The organism is Stenotrophomonas sp. UBA7606 (assembly GCF_002477705.1).
Lineage (GTDB): Bacteria > Pseudomonadota > Gammaproteobacteria > Xanthomonadales > Xanthomonadaceae > Stenotrophomonas.
Genome location: NZ_DLJW01000125.1, coordinates 1 through 22,368, shown reverse-complemented (window position 1 = coordinate 22,368; position 22,368 = coordinate 1). Strand labels below are relative to the sequence as shown.

The following is a 22,368-nucleotide window of genomic DNA, read 5'->3' as shown; positions in this document are numbered from 1 at the left end:
TTCGCGGTGAAACATGGATCTGCTCGCCCTATCATGCGCTGCATCATTTCACGGCCTGCCACTTGCGCAGGCACATGTCAGGCAGGTGGTTCGTGTCCAAGGGTGTTCTGGTTTCGCTGGCGGCGTCGTTGCTGTTTGGCCTCATGTACTACGCAAGCCCGCAGCTGGCTCCGCTGCAGGGGGAGGCGATCTTTGGTTGGCGGGTGTTGTTTGCCCTGCCGCTGATTGCCCTCATGTTGCACCTGGGCGGTGAGAAGGCGCTGATCCGCGACACCTTGCGGCGCCTGCGCCGTGAGCCCCGGCTGTGGTGGGGCATGCCACTGTGCGCCGCAATGGTCGGCGTGCAGCTGTGGTTGTTCCTGTGGGCGCCGCTGCATGGGCGGGCGCTGCAGGTGTCACTGGGGTATTTCCTGTTGCCGCTGGTGATGGTGCTGCTGGGGCGGGTGGTCTACGGCGAGCGGCTGTCTGCGCTGCAGACATTGGCAGTGGTCAGTGCCGGCTCGGGGGTGGCATGGGCGTTGCTGCAGAGTCATGGCCTGTCCTGGGAGATGCTGCTGGTGGCTTTGGGCTATCCGGCCTACTTCCTGCTGCGCCGGCACCTTCGCATCGGCCACCTCGGCGGCTTCTGGGTGGAGCTGGTACTGCTGCTGCCGGTGGCGGCGTGGGCGGCGATCGGCGATGGCCACCTGCTGGCCCAGCAGCTGGCGCAGCGGCCCTCGCTGTACCTGTTGATCCCGCTGTTGGGGCTGGTCAGTGCGGCGGCATTGATGTGCTACATGCTGGCCTCGAAGATGCTGTCCTTCAGCCTGTTCGGGCTGTTGACCTATGTCGAGCCGGTACTGTTGATGTTGGCCGCCCTGTTGCTGGGTGAAAGCGTGCAGCACGGCCAGTGGCCCACCTACGTCGCGATCTGGCTGGCCGTGGCCCTGCTGGCGCTGGAAGGCGTGCTGCGGCTCAGGTCACGGCCTGCTGGCGTGCGTTGAGCCTGGCCCGGGGGCGCGGCTCAGCGACGTTGCGCCCTCTCGCTGAAAAGGCGTTCCACCTCGGCGCGGGGCATGCCCACGCCGTTGCCATCGACCACGCTGAAATCCACGCCATTGGCCCATAGCTGCGATGCATTTAGCAGTGCGATGTTCTCGGAGGCGGTGCTGGTCTGCAGGTCCAGCAGGCGTTGGCTGAAACCGGCATCGCGCAGCCAGGCGGTATAGCTGGCGTCGTGGGCGGTGGCGAACTGGATCTGGTAGCGGCACTCCTCGCGCTGGGGCGAGGGCATGGCTTCGCATTGGGCATTCCAGGCATGCAGGCCGATGACCGCGTCCACCTGCAACTGCCGCTGTGCGGCTGCGGCCCATAGCGCGACGCACATGCTGGCGCAATGCGAGTGCACGCGCACGATCAGGTTGCGCCGGCGGATCATCCGTGCCGCCTCCAGGCCCGGGTTGGCATAGCCGCCACCGCTGCTGATATCGATGCGTTGCAGGCCGGGGTTGGCGTCGAGCTGCGCTTGCAGGTCGGTGACGAAACGGCGGCCCACGCCGCCATCGATGCGCAGGACGGTGCCCTGCTCAAGCACCTGCATGCGTGCGTCGTCTACCTGCGACAGGGTGGTGGATTTTTCGCCCTGCAGGATGGTCGCTTCGCGCGGGGAAGGGGCCTGGGAGACCGGCGCGGCGGTGGGTGACGTGTCCTGGGTGACGCGGTCGGGAGCCGAATCACGCCCATTGCGCTTGCCGATGAAGTAGGCCAGCAGCAACAGGGCAAGGGCACCCAGCACCAGCTTGCCCAAGGTCAAGCCGCCGGACCGGCGCACCGGCCGTGCCGCAGTGCGTGAGCGTGCGTGCGGGTTGGCCACAGGTGGCAGTTGCGGTGGTGATCGCGGTCCTTGTCCAGCATCCATTGCCTGCCCCTTGGGTCAAATCCGCTGCGTAGTCTGGGGTGCGTCCAGGGTTGCTGCAATACCAATGAAAACGAACCGGCTGCTGGCAGCTTTCCGCTACCGGCAGCCCACGTTCGGGGAGCGGGATTCTGCTGAGCGGTGCCAGTCGCCCGCTTCTCTCCGGGGTGGAAGAAGGGCCAGATGAAAAGCCGCCGGTTCACGGGGAAGCGGCGGCGGTTGTTGCCTGCCTCAGCACTCGATGACGTTGACGGCCAGGCCGCCGCGGCTGGTTTCCTTGTACTTGTCCTGCATGTCGCGGCCGGTGTCGCGCATGGTCTTGATCACCTTGTCCAGCGAGACCTTGTGCTTGCCGTCGCCACGCATGGCCATGCGGCTGGCGTTGATCGCCTTCACCGCGCCCATGGCGTTGCGCTCGATGCAGGGGATCTGCACCAGCCCGCCGATCGGGTCGCAGGTCAGGCCGAGGTTGTGCTCCATGCCGATCTCGGCAGCGTTCTCGATCTGCCCGGGGTTGCCGCCCAGGGCGGCCATCAGGCCACCGGCGGCCATCGAGCAGGCCACGCCCACTTCGCCCTGGCAGCCGACCTCGGCGCCGCTGATCGAGGCGTTTTCCTTGTACAGGATGCCGATGGCGGCGGCGGTCAGCAGGAAGTTGAACACGCCCTGCTCGTTGCTGCCGGGGCAGAAGCGGTCGTAGTAATGCAGCACCGAGGGAATGATGCCGGCCGCGCCGTTGGTGGGTGCGGTGACCACGCGGCCACCGGCGGCGTTTTCCTCGTTGACTGCCAGTGCGTACAGGTTGACCCAGTCCAGCGTGGTCAGCGGGTCGCGCATGGCGGCTTCGGGCCGCGAGGACAATTCGCGGTACAGGGTGGGCGCGCGGCGGCTGACGTGCAGGCCGCCGGGCAGGGTGCCTTCGGAGCGGATGCCACGGGTGACGCAGGACTGCATGGCGTCCCATATCTCGCGCAGGCCGGCGCGGATGTCTTCCTCGCTGCGCCAGCACTTCTCGTTCTCGAACATCATCTGGGCGATGCTCAGGCCGCTGCGCGCGGCCTGCGCCAGCAGCTCGTCGCCGCTCTTGAACGGGTAGGGGATGGGCGTCTGGTCAGGCACGATGCGGTCGTCGGCGGCATCGTCCTCGTTGACCACGAAACCGCCGCCGACCGAGTAATAGTCGCGGGTGGCGATGATCTGGTCATCGGCATCGTAGGCGGTGAAGCGCATGCCGTTGGTGTGGTACGGCAGCTTCTGGCGCTTGTTCAAGGCCAGGTCGCGTTTCTCGTCGAAGGCGATCTCGCGTTGGCCCATCAGCCGGATGCGCTTGCTGCTGCGGATGCGCTCCAGCGTGGCCGGGATGATGTCCGGGTCGATCAGGTTGGGGCGGTTGCCCTCCAGACCCAGCAGCACCGCCTTGTCGGTGCCGTGGCCGCGCCCGGTCAGGGCCAGCGAGCCGAAGACTTCGGCGCGGATGCGCACGGTGTTGTCCAGCTGGCCCGGGTCCAGCAGCCAACGGTGGACGAAGCGCTCGGCCGCGCGCATCGGGCCCACGGTGTGTGACGAACTCGGGCCGATGCCGATCTTGAACAGGTCGAACGTACTGACGGACATGCTGATTCTGCGTACTGCGTTGAGATGGCCGCTATTCTACGTGTTCCTTGTTGCAGGCCATGTCTGCAGCGCAGCATTGCCGGAGCCGATGGACGATGGGACTGACCCTGTACCAGCGTGACGATTGCCACCTGTGCGACCTCGCCCTGGCGGTGCTGGCGCAGGTGCGTGCGCCCGATTTCGACAGTGTGTTCATCGATGACGATGAGGTGCTTGAAGCGCGCTATGGCACGCGCGTGCCGGTGCTGCGGGATGCTGGTGGCAGGGAGCTGGAGTGGCCTTTTGATGCTGCAAGGGTTGCCGCATGGTTGCCGCCACGCCTGTAGTGCCGAGCCATGCTCGGCTGCGGGCGTTACCGGGAAGACCTCTGCCGGGCATGGCTCGGCACTACAGGTTGAGGCGCTAGCGGGAAAGCCTCTGCCGAGCATGGCTCAGCACTACAGGAGCGGGAAAGCCTCTGCCGAGCATGGCTCAGCACTACAGGTTGCGGCGATACCGGGAAAGCCTCTGCCGAGCATGGCTCGGCACTACCGGTTGAGGCGTTAGCGGGAAGGCCTCTGCCGAGCATGGCTCGGCACTACAGGTTGAGGCGTTAACGGGAAGGCCTCTGCCGAGCATGGCTCGGCACTACATCCCCTCTCCCGCTTGCGGGAGAGGGGGTGGGGTGAGGGCGCTTTTACTTGGCGTTGAGCTTGACGATGGTGCTGATTGCGGTTTCGTCGGGGATGGTCTTGGTGTCGGCCCAGTCGCCGGCGCCCACGCCGAAGTCCAGGCGCTTGACCGTGGCCTTGCCCTTGAGCACCGGCTGCGCGCCATCGGTCCAGGTGAAGGTGAGGGTAACCGGCTTGCTGATGCCCCGCAGCTGCAGGGTGCCGTCGGCGGCAAACTCGTTGTTGCCCAGCGCACGGAAGCCGTTGGCGGTGTAACGGGCCTGCGCGAACTGCGCGACGTTGAAGAAGTCCGCCCCCTGCAGGGTGGAGTCGCGGTCGCTGTTGCCGCTCTTGGCACCTGCCAGCGGGATGCTCACGTCCAGCTTGCCGGCAGCAGGGTTGGCCGGATCAAAGCTGACCTGGGTCTGGAAGCCGGGGAAACTGCCGGTGAAGACTTCGCCGTCGTACTTGGTGGCAAACACCAGGATCGAGCCGGCACCCGGTGCCTGCACGTAATCGGCGGCCATTGCCGGGGCGGCGGCCAGCATGCCGGCCAGTGCAGCGGCGACGGCGGCGGGAGAAGAGAGCTTGATGTTCATGCGGGATCCTTTTGCGGGGTATTGAGCCAGCCTTGCGGCAGCATGCGTGCCAGCGTGGCATCGCGTTGATGAATGTGGTGATACAACGCCGCACCGGCATGCGCCAGCACCAGCAGGATCAGGGCCCAGAAGCCCCACTCATGGATGGCATGGGAAATCTGGCTGGCCTGCTCGCTGGGCGCCACCAGCTTGGGCATCTCCACCAGCCCGAACAGCTTGAACGGGCGCAGGCCGCTGGCCGAGTCGTACAACCAGCCGGACAGGGGGATGGCGAACATCAGCACATACAGCAACCAATGCGTGACCGAGGCAATGCGCTCCTGCCAGCTGGGCGTGCCCGGCACCGGCTCGGGCACGCCGGCATACAGGCGCCAGCCCAGGCGCACTGCCACCAGCACCAATACAGTGATGCCGATGGACTTGTGCATCGTGTAGATCCAGAAGTACTTGGGCGTTTTGGGGAACTCGCCCATGGTCAGGCCGACGATGCCCAGGGCGAGGATCAGCACGGCGATCAGCCAGTGCAGGCTTTTGCTGAGGCTGCCCCAGCGTTGGGCGGTGTTCTTGAGGGTCATGGGTGGTGGTCCGTCTCGGTGGCTGCTTTCAGGGCGGCGTCTGCGGCGTCCTGCAGATCGGCGTCCGTGGATGGCTGTTGGGTGTTGTCGCCGGGTTGCGGGGCGGCGGGAGCTTGGGCGTTGCCATCGCGCACGGCCTCGGCTTCGATGCGAAGTTCCACCTGGTCGCCTATCACAGACTTCCAGGCATCGATGCCGAAGTCGGCGCGGCTGAGCACGGCGCTTGCGGAGAAACCCGCCGTGCGCCGGAACGGCGGCAGCGGATGGCGCTTGAGGGCGTTGAGGGTTACCTCCAATACCACCTCGCGGGTGACGCCGCGCAGTGTCAGCTGGCCGTATACGCGCGCATGCGTGGCGTCGACCGGTTCGACCCGGCTGGAGACGAAGCGCGCCTGCGGATGGTGTTGGCCATCAAGCAGATTGCGCGCCAGGGTAGCCTGGTTCCATTTGTCATCGCCAAGGTCCAGGCGGGCGATCGGCACCACCACGTCCAGGCGTGCGTTGCTCCAGTCCGCCGGATCGAACTCCAGCACGCCTTCGCTGCCCGATATGGCGCCCAGCGCCTTGGAGAACCCCGCATGTTCGATGGCGAAGACCACCCGGGTGTGGATTGGATCGAGCTGGTAGCGCGCATTGGCGCCCAGCGCGGCAAACGGCAGCAGGCAGGTCAGAACTAGCAGGAGTCGCAGCAAGGTTCGGCTCCGTTATGGATTTCAGGGGATTCTAGGCGGATGTTCGGCCTGGTTTGTGCCCATATTGCGCAACGGTTTGTTACGGCGCTGCCGACGCACCCTCCGTGTCCCGCGTTTTGCCGACGGCGGGGGGCAGCGTTAAAGTCGACCGGATCAGGGGATGCCAGCGCCACCGTGGGGGTTGAGGGCAATGCCGACGGTAGCAGGGAGAGGCGGACGTTGATCAATCGAATGCTGCGATGCGCCTGGATGGGCGCGCTGCTGCTGTTGCTGGCCCTGCCGTGGCTGGCGGCCGCGCAGGGCGTGGCCGAAACCCCGCGCATGCGGCGCCTGGGGGTGGCCGAAGGTTTGCCCTCGCGTATGGTGCTGGCACTGGCACAGGACCGCCGGGGCTATGTGTGGGCGGCCACTGACGACGGCCTGGCCCGTTATGACGGGCAGCAGTTACAGGTGTGGCGGCAGGACCCCACGCAGCCGGGCGCCTTGCCCGGCAACGCTCTGGAAACCTTGTTGGTGGATAGCCGGGACCGGGTCTGGGTCGGCATCAATGGCGCCGGGCTGGCCATGCTGGACAGCGAGCGCCGACAGTTCACCCGGTTTGCTGCATTGGAACAGCGCTGCAGCGAGCAGGTGTGGGCGCTGGCCGAACACGGCCGCGACCTGTGGGTGGGGACCAGCGGCTCGGGCATCTGCCTGTTGCATGACGATGGCACGGTGAGCCACTACCAGCACCAGCCCGACGATCCCCACAGTCTGCCCAACGACACCATCTACGCATTGCTGGCCGGTGCCGATGGCAGCATCTGGATCGGCACCGCCGAGGGCCTGGTGCGCTGGACCGCCGCCGCCGGTTTTGCTGCGGTGAACTCGCCGCTGCTGCAGGGCAAGGTCGTGATCCGACTGAGCCGCGACCGTGAGGGTGGGGTCTGGGCGGGTACGGGCAATGGCCTGTTGCGCGTGCTGGACGATGGCACGGTGCAGGCCGCGCCGTGGCCGGATGCGGCGCAGATGCGTGCAGCGGTGGTGCTGCACGATCGTAACGGTGGTTACTGGGTGGGGGCCTCCAACGGCCTTTACCGCAGCCGCGGGGCCAGCTTGCAGTTGTTGCAGGGCGAGCTCGGCAGCGGATTCCTGACCGGCAACAGTGGCGTGCTGGATCTTCTGCAGGACCGTGAAGGTGGCATCTGGACTGCCTTGCTGACCCAGGGCCTGGCCTACCTGCGCCCGGATTGGGCACGTTTTGCCAGTCATGAGCAACTGGATGGGGAGTCACTGGAAAGCCAGTACCTGCTCAATTCGTCGGTGGACGGCGATGGCTATCTGGTCGTGGGCGGGCATGGACTGTACCGGTTGGATGCGGCGGGCAAGCTGCAGCACCTGGCAGACAGCACGCGCTTGGGCAGTGGCAGCACCTGGTCGGTACTGCGCGGTGCCGATGGCGTGATCTGGATGGGGCGTGCCGGCAAGGTCCTGCTCTACCGCCCGGAAAACAGGCAGCTGCGTGTCGTCGATCTTGGCGTTGGCGAAGACCCCCAATTGCGTGCCGATCAGATGCAGCGGGCTGCTGACGGCAGTGTGTGGCTGTCCATCATCAATCATGGCCTGCAGCATCGTGGCATTGACGGCCGCCTGCTGGCCGACTACCCGGCCGGCAGCACTCCCGGTTTGCCGGACAAGCTGGTCGAGCAACTGCTGATGAGCGCCGATGGCACGCTGTGGGTGGCAGGCGGCGCAGGGGTGCTGCGCTTCGATGCCTCCTCGCGGCGGTTTGTCCCGGTGCCAGGTATCCCTGCTGGCATGGCGTATGGACTGGCATTGGCTGCGGACGGCGGGCTGTGGGTGGCGCGCGAGGGTGCGCTGGCGCATTACCAGCCCGCTGCGGGTGGCTACACCCTGGACCAGCGTCTGGGTGCCGAGGCCGGCGTGCCGATGGCGGCAATGGGAGGGCTGGTGCTGGGCTGCAGTGGTCAGTTGTGGGCCACCACACCGCGTGGGCTGCTGTGGTGGCAGCCGGAGGCTGCTGAAGTGAAGGTGCTGGGCGTCGGCGATGGTGTTCCGGATGCGGAGTTCACCTCGCGGCCTCCCGCACATGCCGGCTGTGGCACCGCCCTGGCGGTATCGGCCTCGGGTCTGTTGGGTTTTGACCCGGATGCGGTGCCCCCGGCACCGGTGGTGTCCACACCGGTGATCGAATTGATCAGTGTGCGCCGCGATGACGCCGAACAGGCGCAGCTGCTGGTTGGCAACGTGGTGCGGCTGGGGCCGGCCGACCGTGATCTGCGGATCAAGGCGCGCCTGCTGGCCTTCGCCGATCCCGCCCAGCACCGCTTCCGCATGCGTATCGACGGATACGACCAGAATTGGGTGATGTTGGGCAGTGATGGTGAGCGTGTCCTGTCGCGCTTGCCACCGGGTAACTACAGCGTGCAGGTACAGGGCGCGGTAGGCGATGGCCCGTGGCAGGCGGCGCAGACCCTGGCGGTTGCGGTAACCCCCCCGTGGTGGCGCAGCCCGGCGGCAATCGCTGTCTATGTGTTGTTTGTGCTGACGGCCATCGTGGCGGCGATGCTAGGCTATCGGCGGCGCCTACGCCGACGCAGTGAATGGCAATTGACGGTGCACAAGAAAGAACTGGCCGAGCAGGCATCGCAGGCCAAGACGCGCTTCCTGGCCACCCTGGGCCATGAGGTACGCACGCCGATGACCGGTGTGCTGGGCATGAGCGAACTGCTGCTTGATACCGAGCTGGATCCGCGCCAGCGCAGCTACGCGGGCGCCATCCAGCAGGCCGGCACGCACCTGCTGCGGTTGGTCAATGATGCACTGGACCTTGCCCGCATCGAGTCTGGCAAGCTGCAGCTCGATACCCAGGCCTTTGATCTTGGCAAGCTGCTGCAGGAGGTCATCGGCCTGATGGCACCGATGGCAGGACGCCGTGGCCTTGCTTTCGTCGGCGATGGCCTGGCGCTGGAGGGGGTGCAGGTGCAGGGGGATCCCATGCGTCTGCGCCAGATATTGATGAACCTGCTGGGCAATGCCATCAAGTTCACCGAGCAGGGCAGTGTTGGGTTGAGCACCACCCTGCAGCCTGAAAGCGTACTGTTCTGCATCCATGACACCGGTCCGGGGATCAGTGCCGAGCAGCAAGAGCGCTTGTTCGAGCGCTTCGAGCAGGCCGACGGGCCGCGCACTGCGTCGCGTTATGGCGGCAGCGGCCTCGGTCTGGCGATCTGCAATGAGCTGGCGGTGGCAATGGGCGGCACCATTCGCGTCGACAGCCGCCTGGGCGAGGGTGCACGTATCAGCGTGAGTCTGCCGTTGCCGTGGGAGCGTCTGTCGCCGGCGGCCGCAGAGGCCGCCCAGCAGGTACAGCCTGCGCTGCCACCACTCAAGGTGTTGCTGGTGGAGGACGACGCCACCGTGGCCCAGGTCATCACCGGCCTTCTGGCCGTGCGCGGACACCATGTGGTGCACGCAGCGCATGGGTTGGCGGCCTTGGCGGAAACAAGCCTGCATGATTTTGATATCGGCCTGCTCGACCTGGACCTGCCAGCGCTGGATGGCATGGCACTGGCCCGCCAGCTGCGTGACATGGGCCACGGCTTTGCGCTGGTCGCGGTCACCGCACGCTCCGACGCCAGCGCCGAGACGGGAGCAATGGCGGCAGGCATGGACGGTTTCCTGCATAAACCGGTGACCGGGCCCTTGTTGCATGACGCCATGCTCAAGGCGCTGCGAGCCGCCCAGGCGCGCAACAACAATGCGGAGCTTTCGGCATGATCTGGCGGCTGTGTTGGCTGCTGGCGTGTGCAGGGGGGCTGTGCGGAACCGCTGCGGCCGAGGTGCCTGCCACCCCGCAGCCACGCCAGCTGACCGTGGCCGACGGACTGCCCTCCAGCAACATCAATGCCTTTGCCGAGGACAAAATGGGCTATCTGTGGCTGGCCAGCCGCGATGGCCTGGCCCGCTATGACGGGCGCAACTACCGCATCTGGCGGGCCGAGGACGGGTTGCGTGACAACCTGGTCTGGAGCCTGCATGTGGATGCGCGCAACCAGCTGTGGATAGGCACCCAGAACATGGGGTTGGCGATGCTCTCCGCCGATCGACGAAGCTTCCGCTTCTTCAATCACCAGACCCATCCGGAGATTGGCAGCAACACGGTGTGGTCGGTTGCCTCCACACCCGATGGCAGCGTCTGGTTCGGCACGGCCACCGGTGGCCTGCACCGGCTCAGCCCGGAAGGACAGATCACGCGCTTCATGCCCGAGCCCGGCAATCCGCGCAGCCTGCCCGCGGCGGCGGTGGGCTATCTGGCAGTCACCCGCGATGGAAACCTGTGGGTAGGTACCAAGGGCGGGCTGGCCCGCTGGCGTGGCGATGGCTTCGAGCCGGTCGATGAACGGCTGCTGCCGTCCAGCCGCATCAATGGGCTGGAAGTGGATCGTGAAGGGCGCATGTGGGTTGCGACCAATGGCGGCGTGGTGGTGCGCAGCGCGGAGGGCCATTTTGCGCCGGCGCAGTGGCCAGGCGCGCCGCCGGGCGAAGTGCTCAACGTGCTGCAGTATTCCAGCGACGGCAATTACTGGCTGGACACGCGCACTGGCCTGGGGCGGTTCCGCAATTCGACGGTACGCAATGTGCCGCTGTTCAGCGCGCAGGAGCGCGGGCTGGTGCGACCGAACTGGTCAAGTGCATTCGAGGACCGTGAAGGCGGGCTGTGGTTTGCCAGCACCAATGCCGGGCTCTGGCATCTGCCGCCGAGCTGGCGGCAGTTCTCGGTGTTGTCGCGCCTGGTGGACGATCCGCAATCCCTGCGCAACCCCTATCCACTGGCGATGGCCCCGTCACTGTCGGGTGGGGTGTGGGTGGTGGGTACCCGTGGTGCCCTGGACAGGTTTGATCCGGCCACCGGCGCGGTCGAGCATCACCTGACGGTCATCGATGACAAGAATTGGCCGCAGTCGCTGGCCGAAGATCCGCAGGGCAGGGTCTGGATCGGCAGCCTGGACGGGCTGGTGCGCTACGACCCGCGTGATCGCAGCGTACGACGTTGGCGCCACACCGACACGCAGGACCCGGCCATGCCGGGGGATGCCGATATCCTGCGCGTCTGCGATGGCGGCCGCCTGTGGGTGTATTCGGAAATCGCTGGACTGCAGCTGCGCGATGGCGAAGGCCGCGTGCAGTTGCAGCTGCCCATTGGCCAGGCCGGGGTGCCGGCCACCACCATCGAGGACATGCAGTGTGGTCCGGGCGATCACCTGTGGCTGGCCAGCGGCACCGGCTTGCTGCTCTGGCAGCCACAGGGCCAACGCTTCGCGCCGGTACCCGGCTCGCCAGGAAGCCGGGTTTCCACGTTTGCCCTTTCCGACAGTGGTGTGGCCTGGGTTGCCGGCCAAGGGCGGGTGGACAGGCTGTTGTGGAACGGGCAAAGCCTGTCGCCGCTGGACAGCATCAGCGGGCGTGACTTCCCCATGCTGGCCCCCAATGGCCTGGTCATCGACAGTGATGGCGTGGCCTGGGCCAGCAGTGCCCGCGGTCTGATCCGGATCGACCCGGGCAGCCGTTCGGTGCGCCTGTACGGCGTGCACGATGGCCTGCCTGGGCAGGAGTTCCGCCGCCGCAGTCTGGTGCAGGCGCGCAGTGGCCAGGTTGCCGGGGGCACGCCGGAAGGCGTGGTGCTGTTCGAGCCGGGGCTGGTCAAACCTTCCAGCCGGCAGCCGCCGTTGGTGGTGGAGCGGGTGAGCGTGCGCCGTGGCGATCAGGAGCAGGAGCTGACCAACCAGACCCCGTTGTTGATCCGCGAAGGCGACCGCGATCTGCGCATTGTCGCGCGGCTGCTGTCCTTCGCCGATTCGGCAACCAACAGCTACCGTTTCCGTCTTGGCGGCTATGACCCGGATTGGGTGGAGGCCGGCGCCAATGGCGAGCGGGTGTTCTCACGCCTGCCGCCGGGCAACTACCAGCTTGAGATCCAGGCGGCGACCTCGGACAACGTGTGGTCGGCCGTGCGTACCCTGGCCTTCCAGGTGCAACCGCCGTGGTGGCGCAGCGCGCCGGGCATGATGTCGTTGATCGTGTTTGGCGTGGCGGTGTTGCTGTGGGGCGCATGGCTGTACCGGCGGCGCCTGCGCCGGCGCAGCGAATGGCAGCTTGCCCTGCACAAGCAGGAGCTGGCCGAGCAGGCCTCGCTGGCCAAGACCCGCTTCCTGGCAACGCTGGGCCACGAGGTACGTACGCCGATGACCGGCGTACTGGGCATGAGCGAACTGCTGGCGGCCACCGAACTGGACGAGCGCCAGCGCAACTACACACAATCGATCCGTCGCGCCGGCGAGCACCTGTTGCGGCTGGTCAACGACGCACTTGACCTGGCCCGCATCGAGGCCGGCAAGCTGGAGCTGCAATCGCAGCCGCTGGAACTGCAGCAGCTGCTTGATGATGTGCGCGGCTTGATGGAACCCTTGGCGCAGCGGCGTGGACTGGACTTTCAATTGGACAACCAGGCGCCCGCGCGCACCCGTGTGGTGGGGGATGCGATGCGCCTGCGGCAGATCCTGCTCAACCTGCTGGGCAACGCCATCAAATTCACCAGTGACGGCCATGTGGGCCTGCGCATTGGCCTGGAGCCCGGCGGCAGGGGCGTGTGGCTGGAAGTTTCCGACACTGGCCCGGGCATCAGCCCGGAGCAGCGCAAACGCCTGTTCCGCCGTTTCGAGCAGGCCGATGGTGCGCGCACGACCGCGCGCTATGGCGGCAGCGGCCTGGGACTGGCGATCTGCCACGAGCTGGCGATGGCGATGGGCGGCTCCATCGACGTGGACAGCGCGTTGGGCGAGGGCACGGCCTTCACGGTGCGCCTGCCGTTGGCCTGGGAAGTCGGTAGCCGCAGTGCCGAGGATGAGGCGGCGGCAGCCTGGGCCAGCCTGCCGCCACAGCGCGTGTTGCTGGTGGAGGATGATCCCACCATCGCGGCGGTGATCCGTGGCCTGCTGGAAGTGCACGGCCACCAGGTCAGCCATGCCGCGCACGGGCTGGCAGCATTGGCCGAAGTGTCGGCCAGCGAGTTTGATGTCGCACTGCTTGACCTGGACCTGCCCGGCCTGGATGGCATTGGCCTGGCCCGGCAGTTGCAGACGATGGGCTATGACATGCCGCTGGTGGCGGTGACTGCCCGTTCCGACGCCGATGCCGAGCCCACCGCGCGCGCTGCCGGCTTTGCTGACTTCCTGCGCAAGCCGGTGACCGCGCAGATGCTGCTGGAATCCATCGCCGCGGTATTGGCTGCACAGCGCCGCCGGCGCGAGGGCCTGGTCTGATAGCTGCCCCGGATCTGCATCCGCACGGGCTTCAGCTTCCCCGTTGCTACTCCGCCACGTTCTCGACCGCCCGCGGGTGCGGACGGTTGTCAGGCAGCTGCCAGAACACCAGGGTCGAGCTGAGCGTGATCGCACCCACGCACAGGAAGGTGGCATGCAGGGCTGCAGTGGCCCCGTGGCCGTCCAGGTGTGCGCCGAAGGTCGACAGCAGGCTGCCGGCGGTGGCGGCACCAAAGCCGGTGGCCAGCATCATCACCATCGACAGCAGACTGTTGCCGCTGCTGGCCTGGCGCATGTCCAGGTCGCGCAGGGTGACGGTGTTCATGACGGTGAACTGCATGGAGTTCACTCCGCCGAAGATCGCCAGCTGCAGCAGCCGCAGCCACAGCGGCTGGTCGGCGTTGATCAGCGCGAAGCTGGCCATGGCCAGGCCCACGCAGACCGTGTTGATCATCAGGATACGGCGGTAGCCGAAGCGTTCCACCAGCTTGACCGCGGCCTGTTTGGCGGCCATGCCGGACAAGGCCACCGGAATCATCATCATGCCGGCGGTCATCGGGCTGTAGCCCATGCCCACCTGCAGCAGCAAGGGAATGAGCAGGGGCATTGCACCGCTGCCGATGCGCGAGAACAGATTGCCGAGGATGCCGATGCGGAAGCTGATCACCTTGAACAGGCTGAGCGGAAACAAGGCGTTGCGGCTGTTGGCCGCATGCAGCCAGTACCCGGCCAGGGCGGCGATGCCGACCACCGCCAGCACGTGCGAGGAGCCCAGCGTGGAGATGCCGTCAAGCGCCAGTGACAGCGCGATCATGCCCAGCGCCAGCATCAGGTAGCCGGCCAGATCGAAGCGGTGCTGCTGTTGCCCGTAGTGGTCGGGCATGATCCGCAACGCAGCGACGATGCCGATCACGCCGATCGGCAGGTTGATCAGGAAGATCCAGTGCCAGGACCAGACTTCCACCAGCCAGCCCCCCAGGGTGGGGCCGAGCAGGGGGCCGATCAGCGCCGGGATGGCGATGAAGCTCATCGCCGACAGGAACTGCTCGCGCGGCACGCTGCGCATCACCGCCAGCCGGCCTACCGGCAACAGCATCGCGCCACCGACACCCTGCAACACCCGCGCGGCCACCAGCCATTGCAGGGTGGGGGAGAGTGCACAGGCCAGCGACCCGAGGGTGAACAGCACGATCGCTGACAGGAAAGTGCGGCGGGTGCCGAAGCGGTCGGCGATCCAGCCCGATGCGGGGATGAAGGTCGCTACCGCCAGCGCATAGCTGAACACCACCGACTGCATCTGCAGCGGGCTTTCGCCCAGGCTGCGCGCCATCGCCGGCAGTGCCGTGTTGACGATGGTCGAGTCCAGCATCTGCATGAAAATGGCCAGCGACACCAGCCATAGCAGGGGTTTCTGTGCCGAGGCGGCCGGCAGGGGGCTGGGCAGGGGCGGTGCTGGCATCAGGACGACTCAGCGGGAACGTACAGCCATTGTCCTCCGTTGCGTGTGCAGATGTCGCGCAGGTCAGCGGCTGCCGCTGCTGCTGAGCACATATTGCGAGCGTGTTGGATCGCCAGATGCCGGTTTCAGCATGACCATGCGGTTGACCCCACCGATCATCAACGCCCAGGCATCGCCCTCCTGCTGCAGATTGCAGGTGGGCACGGCCTCGGGGTTGCGTTGCCGCAACGGCAGGCAGTCGCGCTGGACCACCGGCCCGACGGTTCTCAGCAGCGTGGTGAGGGGGGCTGCGACGGTATAGGTTTGCGCCCGGTGCATGGGGCCGCCGCTTTCCTCATAAGCCTCCACTGGCAGGCCCTGCAGCCGCACCATGCCCTGCTTGAAGCGGGCGTTGACGTTGTAGGACAGATAGCTGTCGCCGATGACAGGCATGCCCTTTTCGCAGGATGCCAGCGTGACCTGCTCCACCACGGGTTGCCAGCGCGCTGACAGTTCGTCCAGTCGGGCCGCGCGCAGTTGTGAGCAGCTGCCGGGGAAGCCTGTCAGCCCGGCGGCAAATACGACAAGGCGAGAGCTGTCGGCAGCACGACCAAGGGCGGGGAATTCATTTGGCCCCAGTTGCAGCTGGCCGGCATTCTGCGCTGCCGCCGACCCGGCGATGGCCAGCAGCAACAGCGGTGCTGACAGTTTGAACCAGCACGATTTCGACATGCATCCTCCGACGGTGTTGATTGCCGCCGATGGTGCCATGGCGTTGTGACGCTACGTGTGAATCAGCGGCGGCTGAGGCGATGCACCGCGTCCACCAGCACACCGACGTGCTCGGGGTTCATGTCCGGCGACATGCCGTGGCCCAGGTTGAACACGTGGCCTTCGCGCGAGCCGCCGTTGCCGGCGGCATAGCTGTCCAGCACCTTGCCGACTTCGCGGCTGATCGCCTCCGGCGAGCCGTACAGCGTGGTCGGGTCCAGGTTGCCCTGCAGCGCGACCTTGCCGGCGGCGGCACGGGCGGCGTCTTCCAGAGTGATGGTCCAGTCCACGCCCACGCCTTCGGCACCGCTGGCGGCCAGCTCGGCCACGTACTGGCCGGTGCCCTTGCCGAACAGGATCAGCGGGGTGCGCTCGGCGCCGTCGCCGCGCTTGAGTTCGCTGGCGATGCGGTTGAGGTAACGCAGCGAGAACTCGCGGTACATCGCCGGGCCGAGCACGCCGCCCCAGGTGTCGAACACCTGCAGGGCCTGCGCACCGGCCGCGCGCTGTGCCGACAGGTAGGCGATGACCGCATCGGTCACCACCTCCAGCAGCTGGTGCAGGGCCTTGGGCTCGTTCAGCGCCATTGCCTTGATGCGGGCGAAATCCTTGCTGCCGCCGCCTTCGATCATGTAGCAGGCCAGCGTCCACGGGCTGCCGGAGAAACCGATCAGCGGCACCTTGCCGTCCAGCTCGCGGCGGATCAGGCGCACTGCGTCCATCACGTAGCGCAGTTCGGTTTCCATGTCCGGCACCGCCAGCTTGGCGACCGCGGCGACATCACGCACCGGATGCTTGAACTTGGGGCCTTCGCCGTCGACGAAGTACAGGCCAAGGCCCATGGCGTCTGGCACGGTGAGGATGTCCGAGAACAGGATCGCAGCATCCAGGTCGAAGCGTTCCAGCGGCTGCAGGGTCACTTCGCAGGCGACTTCCGGGTTCTTGGCCATGCCCAGGAAGCTGCCGGCGCGGGCGCGGGTGGCGCGGTATTCCGGCAGGTAGCGGCCGGCCTGGCGCATCAGCCAGACGGGGGTGTAGTCCACGGGCTCGCGGCGCAGGGCGCGCAGGAAGCGGTCATTGCGAAGTGGGCTGGTCACATGGAACTCCTGGGGGTAGGAACCGCAGGCGCGCTGCGGCGCACCTGCCGGGAATGCGGGATTCAGGGCGCGGGCTGGCCGGCGGTGAACATCACCTGGAAGCCTTTCTTGATCTGGCCGTCGCGGGCCTTCTCAAAGGCATGCACGGCCTCGTCATGCTGCAGGAACAGCTCGCGGCGCAGCTGGATGCGGCCACCGGTCTGGCCGCTCTCACGCAGCAACTCCCAGCCGCCGAGCAGATCCGGCACCAGGGACAATTGAACGTAGCGGGGGGCTTCATTGCCGCTGGGCGGCTGTTGCAGTAGGACGCGCATGGCGGCGATTGTAGCCGGTGTGCGGATTTTGGGCTGGTTTTGGGGCGGGTGAAGCCCGTCCCATCCTTCTCCCTTCGGGAGAAGGTGCCCGAAGGGCGGATGAGGGTGCGGGCGAAGCTACGCGCTCATTTGACGGCACCCGGCTTCGCCCGGACCCTCACCCCAACCCCCGCTACATGCGCCCGGCCCTTGCGCCAGCGCAAGGGCCGTTCACTGGGCAGCGAACCAGTGGTTCGCAAGCTGCCCCTTTCACCCCGCAGGGAGAGGGACTTCAAGCACTGCCGCTCAGCCCGCCCGCAGCACCGCCAACACCGCCGCCTCATCCACATCCGGTACCACCTCGGCCTTGCCGATGCCGCGCCAGAGCACCAGTCGCAGGCGGCCGGCGATGTTCTTCTTGTCCAGCCGCATATGCCCCAGCAAGGCCTCGGCATCCAGGCCGGCGGGGATGGTGGTAGGCAGGCCGTAGGCCTGCAGCAGTTCACGCAGGACCTCGGTGTCAGCCGCATCGGCCATGCCCAGCGCGGCCGACAACTGCGCTGCCAGCACCATGCCGACCGCCACCGCTTCGCCATGGTTGAGGTTGTCGTTGCCCGGCGCGCCGTAACCCTGCGCGGTCTCGATGGCATGGCCGAAGGTGTGACCGAGGTTGAGCAGGGCACGCTCGCCTTTTTCCAGCGGATCGCGGGCGACGATCTCGGCCTTGTGCTCACAGCTGCGGGCGATGGCCTGCGCCAGCGCGCCGTCGTCACCGGCCAGCAGCGCCTCGCGTTCGGCCTGCAGCCACTGGAAGAACAGCGGGTCGCGGATGGCGCCGTACTTGATGACTTCCGCCAGGCCGGCGCGCAACTCGCGCAGCGGCAGGCTGCGCAGCGCGGCGGTGTCGGCAATCACCGCACGCGGTGGATGGAAGGCGCCAACCAGGTTCTTGCCCTGCGGGATATCCACCGCGGTCTTGCCACCGACCGATGAGTCGACCATCGACAGCAGGGTGGTGGGCAACTGCACGCAGTCCACGCCGCGCATCCAGCAGGCGGCGGCAAAGCCGGCCAGGTCGCCGACCACGCCGCCACCCAGGGCCAGCACGCAGGCGTCACGGGTGGCGCCCAGGCTGGCCAGTGCGGTGATGGCGGCGCCAAAGTTGTCCAGGGTCTTGGAGGCTTCGCCGGCCGGCAGGATGTACTCGGCAAGCTTCAGCTCCGGGCGTGCCGCCTGCAGGCTGGCACGCACCTGCTGCAGGTACAGCGGGGCGACATTGTCATCGCTGAGCAGCAGCACGTGGCGGCCGCGGATGGGGGCGGCCAGCAGTTCGCCGTTGCCGAGCAGGCCGGGGGCGATATGGATCTGGTAGGGACGGTCGCCACTGACGGCAACGGTGCGGGGGGAGGGCGTCATGCGCTTGGGTTCCAGGATCTGCCACTGCGCGGCGAGCTTGAGCACGGTGTTGGCAGTGGCGTCGGCGGGGGAGTAAAGGTCGGTGTCGATGGTCAGGTCGGCCACCTCGCGGTACAGCGGATCGCGGATGCCGGCCATCTCCAGCAGCACCTGTTCACGGTCCGGGCGCTGCAGCAGCGGCCGGGTCTTGTCACGTTGCAGGCGTGCCAGCTGTGAGGCCACGCTGACCCGCAGGTAGACCACGAAACCCTGCGTGCGGATGGCTTGGCGGTTGTCCGGGTCCAGCACGCAGCCGCCGCCGGTGGAGATCAGCTGGCCGCTGCCCTGCAGCAGTTGCGCGAGTACCCGCTTTTCATGCGCGCGGAAGCCGGCCTCGCCTGAATGTTCGAAGATGGCAGGGATGCTGGAGCCGACGTCGTCGACGATGGCCTGGTCGGCATCGACAAAGGCCAGGCCGAAGCGCTCGGCCAGGCGGCGGCCGATGCTGGTTTTGCCGGCGCCCATGGGGCCGACCAGGATGAGATTGGGGGCGGGATTCATTGCTGAACGATGCTAGCACCTCATGTCGGCGCCTTAACAAGGTAGCAGCCAAGCTGGATGACTCCACGAATGGTTCGTGGTGCAACCAAGGAGTCGTACATGTCAGTGGCGAAAATCATTGAAGTCAGCGCGTCCTCCAAGACCAGTGTTGAAGATGCGGTGCGTACGGGCCTGAAGAAGGTGGCCGGTACGGTCAAGGGCATCCAGGGAGCATGGGTCAACGAAACCAAGGTCGTTACCGACGGCAACGGCGAGATCACCGAGTGGCGGGTGAACATGCGGGTGACCTTTCTGGTGCAGTAAACCGTGCGTCCCCGGCGCCATGCCGCGACGGGGATCAACGTCTGTCCGGCCCCGGTGTGGTCATGCCGCCCGGGGCCAGGCTCACTCCGCGCTGGGCGTGGCCAGCGGTTGGCGCTGTGCATCCAGCGCGATGACCCGGTCGGCGATGGCCGGCAAGGTGCGCAGCGCCTGCCGGCTGATGCGCTCGTAGAACTGTACGAAGCGTTCCAACTGCGGCCGGGTCATGCTGCTGCGACCGGGCGAGGCCTGTTGCAATGCCTGTTCCTGCTGCCAACGCCAGTGCGGTACCACCGCGAAACTGGGCGGCTGCAGCATCCATAGCCGGTCGAAGCGCTGCCACAGCGCCGGGTAATCGTCGGCCAGCGCCTGGTTGCACCACTGCCGCCAGCGGCCATCGGCGTCGGCATCGCGTTCCAGTGCGTTCAGTGGCTGCTGCAGGGCCTGCGCATCCTCGGCCGGTGTGCCCAGGAACCAGCCTTCGAATACCAGCAGATCAAGCGGTTGCTCGATGCGCTTCCACTGTGCCTCGGCCACGCGCTCGTCAGCCAGCTTGTCGAAGCGCGGCAATGCGAACGGTTCGCCAGCTTTGGCGGCATCGAGCGTGTTCAGTGCCAGTGCCAGATCATGCGTGCCCGGCGGGCCGCGGGTGGCCAGCAGCGGATGGATGCGGTCAGCCAGGCGTTGGCGTTGCGCACGGGTGAGGTAGGTGTCGTCGATGGACAGCGCAGCAGCGCACAGGCCGCGGCTGCGGGCCAGGTCCACGACCTGGGCCGCCAGGGTCGATTTGCCGCTGCCCTGCACACCGCTGATCGCCAATACCGGCGTGCCGCTGGCGCTGGTCAATGCCTCGTCCAACGCCTGTGCGACCAGGGCCGGGGCAAAGCGGCGCGGGGAAAAACTGTGCGGAACGGGGGACATGCCGCCACAATAGCCCAAACCCGTGCCGTACGAAGCAGGACCATGACCAATCTTTATGCAGAAGCGTTATCGACTTTCGCCGCATTGTTTGAAGAGGCCAAGGCTGGCAAGGAGATCGATGCCACCGCGATGACGGTGGCAACCGCTGACCTGGATGGCCGCCCTTCGGCGCGTACCGTGCTGCTCAAGGCCTTCGATGAGCGTGGCTTCGTCTTCTACACGCATCTGGACAGCCGCAAGGGCCGTGAGCTGCATGACAACCGTGCGACCGCCTTGTTGTTCCTCTGGCGCAGCCTGCGCGAGGCGGGCATCCAGGTGCGGATCGAGGGCGATGCGCAGCTGGTCTCCGCCACCGAAGCCGACGCCTATTTCGCCAGCCGCCCGCGCATGAGCCAGATCGGTGCCTGGGCGTCGGTACAGTCGCAGCCGCTGGCCTCGCGCGAGGAGTTCGAGCAGCGCCTGACCAACTTCGAGCAGCGCTTTGAAGGCCGCGACGTACCGCGTCCTGAAGGCTGGAGTGGCGTGCGCGTGGTGCCGCGACGCATCGAGTTCTGGTACGGCGCCGATTTCCGTCTGCACGAGCGCTGGTGCTACGAAGCCGACGCTGCAGGTGAGTGGGGCAAGCGGATGCTGTATCCGTGAGTACAGCCGGGCCGGTGATCCGCCGCGCGCTGGCCAGTGACTGGCCGGCATGGGCGCAGCTGCGGCGCGCGCTGTGGCCGGACTGCGGGACCGAGCTGGCCGAGCTGCAACAGTTGCTGCAAGAAGGTGGCACCGTGCTGCTTGCGTTCGACCAGGACCGGCCGGTGGGTCTGGCCGAGGCCAATCTGCGCCACGACTATGTCAATGGCACGGCCAGCTCACCGGTGGGCTTTCTGGAAGGCTGGTACGTGGTTGAGGCGTGGCGTGGCAAGGGCATCGGGCGTGCGCTGGTAGCCGAGGTTGCGCGCTGGGCGTGCGCCCAGGGATGCAGTGAGCTGGCATCGGACACGGCGCTGGACAATGCGGTGGCGCAGGCTGCACACCTGGGCAGCGGCTTCGCCGAGACCGAGCGGGTGATCTATTACCGCATGCCCTTGGACGGCCCGGCGGCATGAAGCTGCAGCCGGTCTACCGCATTACCGTATTCGTACCGCCTGCGGATCTGGCGCGGCTGAAGCAGGGCATTCTTGCCGTTGATGATCTTGCCGCAGGCGGTTACGCCGAGGGCATGTGGGAGAGCCCCGCCGATGAGCAGTACCGGGTACTGCCCGGCACCCGCAGCGTGCAGGGGCAGGGCGGTGAGCGGGTGCAGCAGCCCACGGTGCGGCTGGAGATCTGCATAGCGCGTGATGCACAGCGCCTGCAGCGCTTGCTGCACGCCATCGCCGCGCATCATCCATGGAATACCCCGGCGGTTTTCGTCGATACAACGGAGTTTGCCGTCGCATGATCGGCCCGCGTCGCATTGTCTGCCTTACCGAAGAACCTACCGAGACGCTGTATGCCTTGGGCGAACAGGACCGCATCGTCGGCATCAGCGGTTTCACCGTGCGACCGCCGCAGGCGCGCCGCGACAAGCCCAAGGTCAGTGCCTTCACCAGCGCCAAGGTCGGCGAGATCCTCAAGCTGAAGCCCGACCTGGCGATTGGCTTTTCCGACATCCAGGCCGATATCGCCGCCGAGCTTATCCGTAACGGTGTGGAGGTGTGGATTGCCAACCACCGCAGCGTGGCCGGCATCCTCGATTACATCCGCCGCCTGGGCGGGCTGGTGGGGGTGGCGGCGCGTGCCAACGCCTATGCCGACCAACTGCAGCGCGGATTGGATGCAATAGCCGCGCAGGCGGCAACGCTGCCGCAGCGCCCGCGCGTCTATGTCGAGGAATGGGATGAGCCCATCATCACCGGCATCCAGTGGGGTGCGGAGCTGGTGGAGATTGCCGGCGGCATCGATGTGTTCCCGGAGTTGTCGCGTGAGCCGCTGGCCAAGGCGCGCATTCTTGCCAATGGTGATCCGGTGATCGCGCGCAACCCTGACATCATCATCGGCTCATGGTGCGGCAAGAAGTTCCGCCCGGAGCGGGTGGCGGCACGTCCCGGCTGGGAGGCGATCAATGCGGTGCGGGATGGCGAGCTGCATGAGATCAAGTCGCCGCTGATCCTGCAGCCCGGGCCAGCGGCGCTGACCGATGGCGTGCAGGCCATCGCGCAGATCATCAATCAATGGTCGAAGCGGGCAGGGGCCTTGTAGGAGTCAACTGTCTT

At 66.8% G+C, this 22,368-nt stretch carries 20 protein-coding genes and 1 pseudogene; 9 read left to right on the top strand and 12 right to left on the bottom strand.

What is annotated here, in order from left to right; genetic code table 11:
• The first annotated feature begins 92 nt into the window (after positions 1-92).
• Positions 93-983: an EamA family transporter RarD gene (gene rarD / locus B2527_RS16310; RefSeq protein WP_293716069.1), complete on the top strand. Its 891-nt coding sequence runs from the start codon at positions 93-95 to the stop codon at positions 981-983.
• A 20-nt stretch (positions 984-1,003) separates the two neighbouring features.
• Here rarD and B2527_RS16305 read toward each other — a convergent pair whose 3' ends face one another.
• Together B2527_RS16305 and B2527_RS16300 are read right to left on the bottom strand one after the other, a co-directional pair.
• Entirely contained in the window at positions 1,004-1,810 is an 807-nt protein-coding gene (locus B2527_RS16305) for a hypothetical protein (protein WP_293716066.1), read from the bottom strand.
• A gap of 315 nt (positions 1,811-2,125) precedes the next feature.
• Positions 2,126-3,508, bottom strand: coding sequence for an L-serine ammonia-lyase (locus B2527_RS16300; RefSeq protein ID WP_293716063.1), 1,383 nt, complete (start codon positions 3,506-3,508; stop codon positions 2,126-2,128).
• Between the two features lie 95 nt (positions 3,509-3,603).
• Between B2527_RS16300 and B2527_RS16295 the strand changes: the two genes are divergently transcribed.
• Positions 3,604-3,834: a glutaredoxin family protein gene (locus B2527_RS16295; RefSeq protein ID WP_293716060.1), complete on the top strand. Its 231-nt coding sequence runs from the start codon at positions 3,604-3,606 to the stop codon at positions 3,832-3,834.
• 350 nt (positions 3,835-4,184) lie between these two features.
• Here the strand turns inward: B2527_RS16295 and B2527_RS16290 are convergent, their stop codons facing one another.
• The 3 genes from B2527_RS16290 to B2527_RS16280 are packed head-to-tail and all read right to left on the bottom strand — an operon-like array spanning position 4,185 to position 6,024.
• Positions 4,185-4,757, bottom strand: a complete 573-nt coding sequence (locus B2527_RS16290) for a YceI family protein (protein ID WP_293716057.1) — start codon at positions 4,755-4,757, stop codon at positions 4,185-4,187.
• Entirely contained in the window at positions 4,754-5,332 is a 579-nt protein-coding gene (locus B2527_RS16285) for a cytochrome b (RefSeq protein WP_293716054.1), read from the bottom strand. The genes B2527_RS16290 and B2527_RS16285 overlap by 4 nt, the downstream gene beginning before the upstream one ends.
• A complete protein-coding gene (locus B2527_RS16280; RefSeq protein ID WP_414717117.1) occupies positions 5,329-6,024 on the bottom strand; it encodes a YceI family protein in 696 nt (231 codons plus the stop codon). The genes B2527_RS16285 and B2527_RS16280 overlap by 4 nt, the downstream gene beginning before the upstream one ends.
• 231 nt (positions 6,025-6,255) lie before the next feature.
• Between B2527_RS16280 and B2527_RS16275 the strand changes: the two genes are divergently transcribed.
• Both B2527_RS16275 and B2527_RS16270 read left to right on the top strand, forming a co-directional pair.
• On the top strand, positions 6,256-9,804 hold the full coding sequence (locus B2527_RS16275) for a hybrid sensor histidine kinase/response regulator (protein ID WP_293716051.1): 3,549 nt from the start codon (positions 6,256-6,258) through the stop codon (positions 9,802-9,804).
• On the top strand, positions 9,801-13,346 hold the full coding sequence (locus B2527_RS16270) for a hybrid sensor histidine kinase/response regulator (protein ID WP_293716048.1): 3,546 nt from the start codon (positions 9,801-9,803) through the stop codon (positions 13,344-13,346). The genes B2527_RS16275 and B2527_RS16270 overlap by 4 nt, the downstream gene beginning before the upstream one ends.
• 46 nt (positions 13,347-13,392) lie before the next feature.
• On the opposite strand, the gene mdtD is transcribed toward B2527_RS16270, so the two are convergent.
• From mdtD to B2527_RS16240, 6 genes and pseudogenes are all read right to left on the bottom strand, one after another.
• Entirely contained in the window at positions 13,393-14,790 is a 1,398-nt protein-coding gene (gene mdtD / locus B2527_RS16265; RefSeq protein WP_414717120.1) for a multidrug transporter subunit MdtD, read from the bottom strand.
• A 78-nt stretch (positions 14,791-14,868) separates the two neighbouring features.
• The gene (locus B2527_RS16260) at positions 14,869-15,477 is read right to left on the bottom strand and encodes a hypothetical protein (protein WP_293716042.1); all 609 of its coding nucleotides are present in this window, start codon (positions 15,475-15,477) and stop codon (positions 14,869-14,871) included.
• Positions 15,478-15,578: 101 nt separating this feature from the next.
• Positions 15,579-16,652, bottom strand: coding sequence for a uroporphyrinogen decarboxylase (gene hemE / locus B2527_RS16255; RefSeq protein WP_293716039.1), 1,074 nt, complete (start codon positions 16,650-16,652; stop codon positions 15,579-15,581).
• A gap of 62 nt (positions 16,653-16,714) precedes the next feature.
• On the bottom strand, positions 16,715-16,966 hold the full coding sequence (locus B2527_RS16250) for a WGR domain-containing protein (RefSeq protein WP_293716036.1): 252 nt from the start codon (positions 16,964-16,966) through the stop codon (positions 16,715-16,717).
• A 285-nt stretch (positions 16,967-17,251) separates the two neighbouring features.
• The gene (gene aroB / locus B2527_RS16245) at positions 17,252-18,361 is read right to left on the bottom strand and encodes a 3-dehydroquinate synthase (RefSeq protein ID WP_293716122.1); all 1,110 of its coding nucleotides are present in this window, start codon (positions 18,359-18,361) and stop codon (positions 17,252-17,254) included.
• A gap of 18 nt (positions 18,362-18,379) precedes the next feature.
• Positions 18,380-18,901, bottom strand: a pseudogene (locus B2527_RS16240) (shikimate kinase); the annotation flags it as partial.
• A gap of 99 nt (positions 18,902-19,000) precedes the next feature.
• On the opposite strand from B2527_RS16240, the gene B2527_RS16235 reads away from it, so the two are divergent.
• Positions 19,001-19,204 carry a dodecin family protein gene (locus B2527_RS16235; RefSeq protein WP_293716033.1) on the top strand — a complete coding sequence of 68 codons (204 nt, stop codon included), beginning with the start codon at positions 19,001-19,003 and terminating at the stop codon, positions 19,202-19,204.
• 81 nt (positions 19,205-19,285) lie between these two features.
• Here the strand turns inward: B2527_RS16235 and B2527_RS16230 are convergent, their stop codons facing one another.
• Complete coding sequence (locus tag B2527_RS16230; protein ID WP_293716030.1) at positions 19,286-20,122, bottom strand: kinase; 837 nt, start codon at positions 20,120-20,122, stop codon at positions 19,286-19,288.
• Positions 20,123-20,164: 42 nt separating this feature from the next.
• Between B2527_RS16230 and pdxH the strand changes: the two genes are divergently transcribed.
• From pdxH to B2527_RS16210, 4 genes are read left to right on the top strand one after another with little or no spacing between them, the layout of a single operon-like run.
• Positions 20,165-20,764 (top strand): pyridoxamine 5'-phosphate oxidase, encoded by a 600-nt coding sequence (pdxH, locus tag B2527_RS16225; RefSeq protein WP_293716027.1) that lies wholly within the window; start codon positions 20,165-20,167, stop codon positions 20,762-20,764.
• A complete protein-coding gene (gene aac(6') / locus B2527_RS16220) occupies positions 20,761-21,219 on the top strand; it encodes an aminoglycoside 6'-N-acetyltransferase (RefSeq protein WP_293716024.1) in 459 nt (152 codons plus the stop codon). The genes pdxH and aac(6') overlap by 4 nt, the downstream gene beginning before the upstream one ends.
• Positions 21,216-21,554 (top strand): hypothetical protein, encoded by a 339-nt coding sequence (locus tag B2527_RS16215; protein ID WP_293716021.1) that lies wholly within the window; start codon positions 21,216-21,218, stop codon positions 21,552-21,554. The genes aac(6') and B2527_RS16215 overlap by 4 nt, the downstream gene beginning before the upstream one ends.
• Positions 21,554-22,354: a cobalamin-binding protein gene (locus B2527_RS16210; protein WP_293716119.1), complete on the top strand. Its 801-nt coding sequence runs from the start codon at positions 21,554-21,556 to the stop codon at positions 22,352-22,354. The genes B2527_RS16215 and B2527_RS16210 overlap by 1 nt, the downstream gene beginning before the upstream one ends.
• Positions 22,355-22,368 lie beyond the last annotated feature (14 nt).

Bases quoted from the DNA above. Each gene is read 5' to 3' on its own strand.
- B2527_RS16300 (WP_293716063.1), bottom strand. From the start codon at position 3,508: ATGTCCGTCAGTACGTTCGACCTGTTCAAGATCGGCATCGGCCCGAGT.
- B2527_RS16295 (WP_293716060.1), top strand. From the start codon at position 3,604: ATGGGACTGACCCTGTACCAGCGTGACGATTGCCACCTGTGCGACCTC.
- B2527_RS16290 (WP_293716057.1), bottom strand. From the start codon at position 4,757: ATGAACATCAAGCTCTCTTCTCCCGCCGCCGTCGCCGCTGCACTGGCC.
- B2527_RS16285 (WP_293716054.1), bottom strand. From the start codon at position 5,332: ATGACCCTCAAGAACACCGCCCAACGCTGGGGCAGCCTCAGCAAAAGC.
- B2527_RS16275 (WP_293716051.1), top strand. From the start codon at position 6,256: ATGCTGCGATGCGCCTGGATGGGCGCGCTGCTGCTGTTGCTGGCCCTG.
- B2527_RS16270 (WP_293716048.1), top strand. From the start codon at position 9,801: ATGATCTGGCGGCTGTGTTGGCTGCTGGCGTGTGCAGGGGGGCTGTGC.
- B2527_RS16250 (WP_293716036.1), bottom strand. From the start codon at position 16,966: ATGCGCGTCCTACTGCAACAGCCGCCCAGCGGCAATGAAGCCCCCCGC.
- aroB (WP_293716122.1), bottom strand. From the start codon at position 18,361: ATGACGCCCTCCCCCCGCACCGTTGCCGTCAGTGGCGACCGTCCCTAC.
- B2527_RS16235 (WP_293716033.1), top strand. From the start codon at position 19,001: ATGTCAGTGGCGAAAATCATTGAAGTCAGCGCGTCCTCCAAGACCAGT.
- B2527_RS16230 (WP_293716030.1), bottom strand. From the start codon at position 20,122: ATGTCCCCCGTTCCGCACAGTTTTTCCCCGCGCCGCTTTGCCCCGGCC.
- pdxH (WP_293716027.1), top strand. From the start codon at position 20,165: ATGACCAATCTTTATGCAGAAGCGTTATCGACTTTCGCCGCATTGTTT.
- B2527_RS16215 (WP_293716021.1), top strand. From the start codon at position 21,216: ATGAAGCTGCAGCCGGTCTACCGCATTACCGTATTCGTACCGCCTGCG.